This is a genomic window from Rhodococcus sp. CX (assembly GCF_015865005.1).
In the GTDB taxonomy this organism is placed as follows: Bacteria; Actinomycetota; Actinomycetes; order Mycobacteriales; family Mycobacteriaceae; genus Rhodococcus.
Genome location: NZ_JADZGH010000018.1, coordinates 1 through 5,443, shown reverse-complemented (window position 1 = coordinate 5,443; position 5,443 = coordinate 1). Strand labels below are relative to the sequence as shown.

General features: G+C 68.1%; 7 protein-coding genes and 1 pseudogene. 3 read left to right on the top strand and 5 right to left on the bottom strand.

The features are described 5' to 3' along the window. Positions 1-374: CoA ester lyase (locus I0Q12_RS01460; protein ID WP_231609811.1), on the bottom strand; the 374-nt coding region annotated here is incomplete at its 3' end. A 125-nt stretch (positions 375-499) separates the two neighbouring features. Here I0Q12_RS01460 and rlmN point away from each other — a divergent pair. Then, a complete protein-coding gene (rlmN, locus tag I0Q12_RS01455) occupies positions 500-1,609 on the top strand; it encodes a 23S rRNA (adenine(2503)-C(2))-methyltransferase RlmN (protein WP_197250265.1) in 1,110 nt (369 codons plus the stop codon). Position 1,610: 1 nt separating this feature from the next. On the opposite strand, the gene I0Q12_RS01450 is transcribed toward rlmN, so the two are convergent. Continuing rightward, complete coding sequence (locus I0Q12_RS01450) at positions 1,611-2,063, bottom strand: SRPBCC family protein (protein ID WP_197250264.1); 453 nt, start codon at positions 2,061-2,063, stop codon at positions 1,611-1,613. Between the two features lie 246 nt (positions 2,064-2,309). After that, the gene (locus tag I0Q12_RS01445) at positions 2,310-3,206 is read right to left on the bottom strand and encodes a LysR family transcriptional regulator (RefSeq protein WP_197250263.1); all 897 of its coding nucleotides are present in this window, start codon (positions 3,204-3,206) and stop codon (positions 2,310-2,312) included. A 70-nt stretch (positions 3,207-3,276) separates the two neighbouring features. Here I0Q12_RS01445 and I0Q12_RS34580 point away from each other — a divergent pair. Continuing rightward, positions 3,277-3,423: pseudogene (locus I0Q12_RS34580) on the top strand (dihydrodipicolinate synthase family protein); the annotation flags it as partial. 59 nt (positions 3,424-3,482) lie between these two features. After that, positions 3,483-4,220, top strand: coding sequence for a dihydrodipicolinate synthase family protein (locus I0Q12_RS01440; RefSeq protein WP_307845971.1), 738 nt, complete (start codon positions 3,483-3,485; stop codon positions 4,218-4,220). A 34-nt stretch (positions 4,221-4,254) separates the two neighbouring features. Here the strand turns inward: I0Q12_RS01440 and I0Q12_RS01435 are convergent, their stop codons facing one another. Further along, entirely contained in the window at positions 4,255-4,929 is a 675-nt protein-coding gene (locus tag I0Q12_RS01435) for a carboxymuconolactone decarboxylase family protein (protein WP_307845970.1), read from the bottom strand. Next, positions 4,913-5,443: SDR family NAD(P)-dependent oxidoreductase (locus tag I0Q12_RS01430; protein ID WP_197250261.1), on the bottom strand; the 531-nt coding region annotated here is incomplete at its 5' end. The genes I0Q12_RS01430 and I0Q12_RS01435, both read right to left, overlap by 17 nt.

The window sequence follows — 5,443 nt, the reverse complement described above, 5'->3', positions numbered from 1 at the left end:
GTCGCGGACTCGATCAGCACGAGGATCCGGGTGTTCTCCGGTAGCCGGTCGGCGGTCGCGTCGACCTGTTGACCGCTCTCGGTCTTCGCGAGCATCACGCCTTCCAGGCCGGGAAGCCCGGCCACCGCGTCCAGGTCCTCGGCCCAGTAGGGGGTGGTGGCGTCGTTGATCCGAACCCAGGCTTCGCCGCCGCCGCGGAACCAGTCGACGACTCCGGCACGTGCGCCGGGTTTGTCGGCGGCCGGCACGGCATCCTCGAGGTCGAGCACGACCGCATCGGCGGGGGAGGTCGCGGCCGGGTCGAAACGGTCCGGTGCGTTCCCGGGCACGAGCAGCCACGAGCGGGCGAGTTCGGGGCGGATCCGGGTGGACATTCTTAGATGGTCTCGCGGTTTCGGGCGCCAGTCTCGCGGTTTGGGGCACCGGGGCCGACCGGGCACAGTCGCCGTTACCGATCGCACACCGGGGCAGCGCCCGCATCATGGGATAATCGGTGATTATGGCTTCTTCCCTGCCCCTGGTTTTCGATGCGCCCAAGCGCGGTATGCCCCCGCGTCACCTCGCCGACCTCGACTCCGAGCAGCGGCGTGAGGCGGTGCGCGAACTCGGGCTGCCCGCGTTCCGCGCCGACCAGCTCGCCCGCCAGTACTACGGGCGGCTCGAGGCGGATCCGGAGAAGATGACCGACCTGCCCGCGGCGATGCGGGAGAAGGTCGGCGAGGCGTTGTTCCCGCCGCTGCTGACTGCCGTCAAGCACATCGCATGCGACGGCGGGGAAACGCGCAAGACGCTGTGGCGGGCCGGCGACGGCACGCTGCTCGAGAGCGTCCTCATGCGCTACCCGGACCGGGCGACCCTGTGCATCTCCAGCCAGGCCGGCTGCGGCATGGCCTGCCCGTTCTGCGCGACCGGGCAGGGCGGACTGAACCGCAACCTGTCCACAGCGGAGATCGTCGATCAGGTCCGAGCCGCGGCCGCGGCCCTGCGCGACGGCGACGTCGCCGGGGGACCGGGCCGGCTGTCGAACGTGGTGTTCATGGGGATGGGGGAGCCGCTCGCGAACTATAAGCGGGTCGTCGCCGCGGTTCGCCGCATCACCTCCCCGGCGCCGGAGGGCCTCGGGCTGTCGCAGCGGTCGGTGACCGTGTCGACGGTCGGCTTGGCCCCGGCGATCCGCCGACTCGCCGACGAGGGCCTGCACGTCACGCTCGCCGTCTCGCTGCACACCCCCGACGACGAACTGCGCGACACGCTCGTGCCGGTCAACAACCGCTGGTCGGTCTCCGAGGTGCTCGACGCGGCGCGGTACTACGCGGACAAGACCGGTCGCCGGGTGTCGATCGAGTACGCCCTGATCCGGGACGTCAACGACCAGCCGTGGCGCGCCGACATGCTCGGCAAGAAGCTGCACAAGGCGCTCGGTCCGCTCGTGCACGTGAACCTGATCCCGCTCAACCCGACTCCGGGCAGCAAGTGGGATGCCAGCCCCAAGGACGTCGAGCGCGAGTTCGTGCGGCGCGTGCAGGCACAGGGCGTCTCGTGCACCGTGCGCGACACCCGCGGTCAGGAGATCGCGGCGGCCTGCGGTCAGCTCGCGGCGGAGGGCTGACTCACTCCTGCTCGGCGGTGAGCAGGTCGGAGAGGTTGTCCAGGCTGGCGCGCACCACACGCGAGTACGCCGTGCTGACGATGGGGTCGGCCAGCTTTCCGAAGATTCCTCCGAGCCCGCTCTCGGTCTCGAGACGATAGGTCAACCGGGTTCCGCCGTCTGCCTCCTCGAACTTCGTGCTCGCGCTGAAACCCACCTTGTTGCCGTCCACGGACTTGGCTGTGGTGGCCTTCAGCGGTCGATACTCGGTGAACTCGGACTCCCAGTCGACACGCTTTCCCAGGACACGGCTGACCCCGCGCCAGCGGGTGCCCACCTCGACGTCCCCGTCGGTGATCTGTTCGCATTCGAGCATCGACGATTCCCAGGACGGCCAATTGTGCGCCTCGATGAGGAAATCCCACACTTCCGAAACGGGGCGGGGGATGACGACGGATTCTTCGGTAACCGGCATGATGATCACTTCCCGAGTGATGACAGTTGATTCGCGCAATTCCTACGCCCTTGTACCCCAGGTGTCCCCGGTGGCTAGCTGTCGAAATCGCAAAGGTACAAAGGGAATTCGATTAGTGATGGCGTCGGTTTCGAGCGGATTGCCGGGAACGTTCTGATCCGTTGGCGCAGTTGCCGATACCGGACCTGTAAATCGAAAGTTGTTTTATTCCAGCAATATGCGGATTCGAGACGTTTCCCGACTCTTCTATTCCTCTCGGAAAGACTGTGCAGCGCGGTGCAATTCGGATGCGGCGGCGGCGAGGATCGGCTGTGACCGGCTACCGGCGCGGTACGCGATACGGGTCCGCCGGCCGATCGGCAGGGCTGTGAGAATCACGCCCTCGGGCACGTCGGTCACGGCGAGTTGCGGAACGAGCGCGACTCCGGCGCCGGCCGCAACCAGTTGCAGCACACCGGCGAAGTCGTCGATGCGATGGGCCACCCGAGGTTCGAAACCGTGGTTCCGGCAGCTGCGCACCGCCATGGTGTGGCAGAGCGTGCCGGGGTTGCCGACGATCCAGCGGCTCGTGGCGTGGCTGCCGATCGCGGCGTCCGCGGGCACCTCCGGAGCGGTCTGCGACGCGAGGTACACGGCTTCGTCGAGCAGCGGTTCGAGTTCGATCCCCGCGCCCATCGTGGACGGCACGTTGTCGTATTCGTGGACGAGCGCGATGTCCAGGTGATCTCCGCGGAGCAGATCCGGCACATCGGCGGGGTCGACCTCGGTGAGCGTCGGTTCCAGTCCCGGCTCGGTGCGTCGCAGCTCGATCAGAGCGGGGAGCACGATCGTCCGCAGCGCGGTCGGAAATGCACCGAGGCGAACCGATCCGGTCAGCCCGGTCTCGCTCGCCGCGAGTGCGGCCGACGCCCGTTCCAGGTCGGCCAGGATCACCTCGGTGTGCTCGACGAGAACCGTTCCCGCCGCGGTCAGGCGCACGCGACGACCGGTGCGGATCAGCAGCGGACGGCCGGCTTCGCGTTCGAGGGCGGACAGTTGCTGCGAGACCGCCGACGGGGTGTAGGACAGCGCTTCCGCGACCGCCGCGATGGTGCCGCGGTGGGCGAGTTCGCGCAGCAGACGGAGTTTGCGGATATCGAGCATCAGTTCAGCTTACGTATTGCGTCATGAAGAGTAACTGGACCTACAGCCTTTGTGGGCCGAGGCTGGGCACATGACCTACCACCCCTCGGGAATCCTCGTCCCGCTCGTGACCCCGTTCACCGACACCGGCGAGATCGCCCTCGCGGATCTGGAGCGCCTCGCGCACATCGTGATCGACGACGGCGCCGCCGGACTCGTCGCACTGGGCACTACGGCCGAGGCGGCGTCGCTGAGTCCGCAGGAACGCCGCGAGGTGGTGCGGATCTGCGCCGCGGTGTGCCGCGAGCGGCGGGTCCGCTGCTCGTCGGCGCCGGAACCAACGACACGGCCGGCACCGTGCGCGCCCTCGACGAGCTGGGGGAGCAGCCCGATGTCACAGCCGCGCTGGTGGTGGTGCCGTACTACACGCGCCCGACCGAGGCCGGTGTCGTCGCGCACTTCGAGCACGTCGCCGACCGCAGCCCGGTGCCGATCGTCCTGTACAACGTGCCGTATCGCACCGGGCAGCAACTCGGCTGCGAGTCGATCGTGCGGCTGGCGGAACATCCGCGGATCGTCGGCATCAAACAGGCCGTCGGTGCGGTCGATACCGATACCGCGCGCCTGCTCGCCGAGCGTCCGGATCCGTTCTCGGTTCTCGCCGGTGAAGACACCCTGGTTTCACCGTTGTTCGCGATGGGGGCAGCGGGAGCGATCGCGGCGACCGCCAACGTCTACGCGGCCGAATTCGCCGACCTGTTCCGGCTGTGGCGCGCCGGGCGGGTCGAGCAGGCGCGGGACCTGGGCAACCGGCTCGTCGGTCCCGTATCGGCGCTCATGTCCGGCCCCAACCCGACCGTCATCAAGGCGGTGCTCCACGCGCAGGGAAGGATTTCCACGCCGTGCGTCCGACTGCCGCTGCTGCCGTTCGAGGACACCGCAGCGATCCACCGTTTCCGAGCGAATGTACCGTTCGTCTCCTTCAATCGACTGAGCGATACATTCGCTCGGAAAACAGGGCAGGGTAGCAGGTAGGTCGGCGGCGCGGTGCCAGGATGAACGCCGCGGATCAGCGGGGCACGCCCCCGCCGTCGGTTGCGGACGGCAGGTGGGGGAGCAGTTCGTCCTCGGGCTCGATCCCGAACGAGCGCAACGCCATTGCCAGCGTCGAGTAGGCGCCGACGGTGAAGACGAGATCCATCAGCTGATGTTCGTCGAGCTCTGCGGACAGGATCGCCCACGTCCGGCTGCCGATCGCGCCGTCGTCGAGCAGTTCGTCGACCGCTGCGAGCATCGACCGTTCCAGCGGGATGAGGGGTTCCGCACCGCCATCGTCCGCAACCAGGGAGATTTCGGCGTCGGTGATCCCGGCCTTGCGGGCCAGCAGCACGTGCTGTGCCCACTCGTAGTCCGAGCTGCGACGGTGCGCGACCCGCAGCACGAGCAGCTCACGCCACCGGGGTGAGAGGGATGTCCCGCGCAACAGGTGATTGTTGAAGCCGAGGAACGCGGTGGCCAGGCCGGGATGGCGGGCGAGGGTGCCGAGAAGATTCGAGCCGGAGGCACGTCCCTCCTCGGTCGGGGCGCTCGCGACGGACGAGCGGAACGCCCGGACGTACTGCACGAATTCGGGAGCCCAGTCCGCTACAGCGGCAGCGGGAATGCGCGCGGTTCCGGCCGGTGTGTCTTTGTGGCGGTCAGGACCGCCGGAAAGGCACACCGGTTCGTCAGGTGTTGCGGCCACCGTTGACTCCGAACACCTGGCCCGTGATGTATCCGGCCTCCTCGCCGACGAGGAACGCGCAGGCCGCAGCGACATCGGACGGCCGGCCGATCCGTCCGACCGGCGTCCTCGCGGTCTGAGCGTCCAGGTCGACGAACCCCTTCTCGACGGTTCGGCGCAGCATCGGGGTATCGATGAACCCGGGTGGGATCGTGTTGACGGTGATGCCGTGCCGGCCGAATTCGAGCGCGAGAACCTTGGTCAGTCCCACCACTCCGGACTTCGCGGACACGTACCCGGCCAGACCCGGGGAGCCGCTGTGCACGCTCGACGACGAGATGTTGACGATGCGTCCCCAGCCTTCTGCGATCATGTCCTGCAGCACGACCTGGCAGCAGTCGAACGTGCCGGTCAGGTTGATCGCGATCGAACGCGCCCACAGTTCCGGGGTGATGTCGAGGAACGGCGAATCCAGGCTGAGCCCGGCATTGTTGACCAGGATCGTGGGTCGGCCGAGGCGGGCGCGGACCTCGTC

Excerpts from the sequence above, each read along its gene's own strand:
- rlmN (WP_197250265.1), top strand. The coding sequence starts at position 500 with ATGGCTTCTTCCCTGCCCCTGGTTTTCGATGCGCCCAAGCGCGGTATG.
- I0Q12_RS01450 (WP_197250264.1), bottom strand. The coding sequence starts at position 2,063 with ATGCCGGTTACCGAAGAATCCGTCGTCATCCCCCGCCCCGTTTCGGAA.
- I0Q12_RS01445 (WP_197250263.1), bottom strand. The coding sequence starts at position 3,206 with ATGCTCGATATCCGCAAACTCCGTCTGCTGCGCGAACTCGCCCACCGC.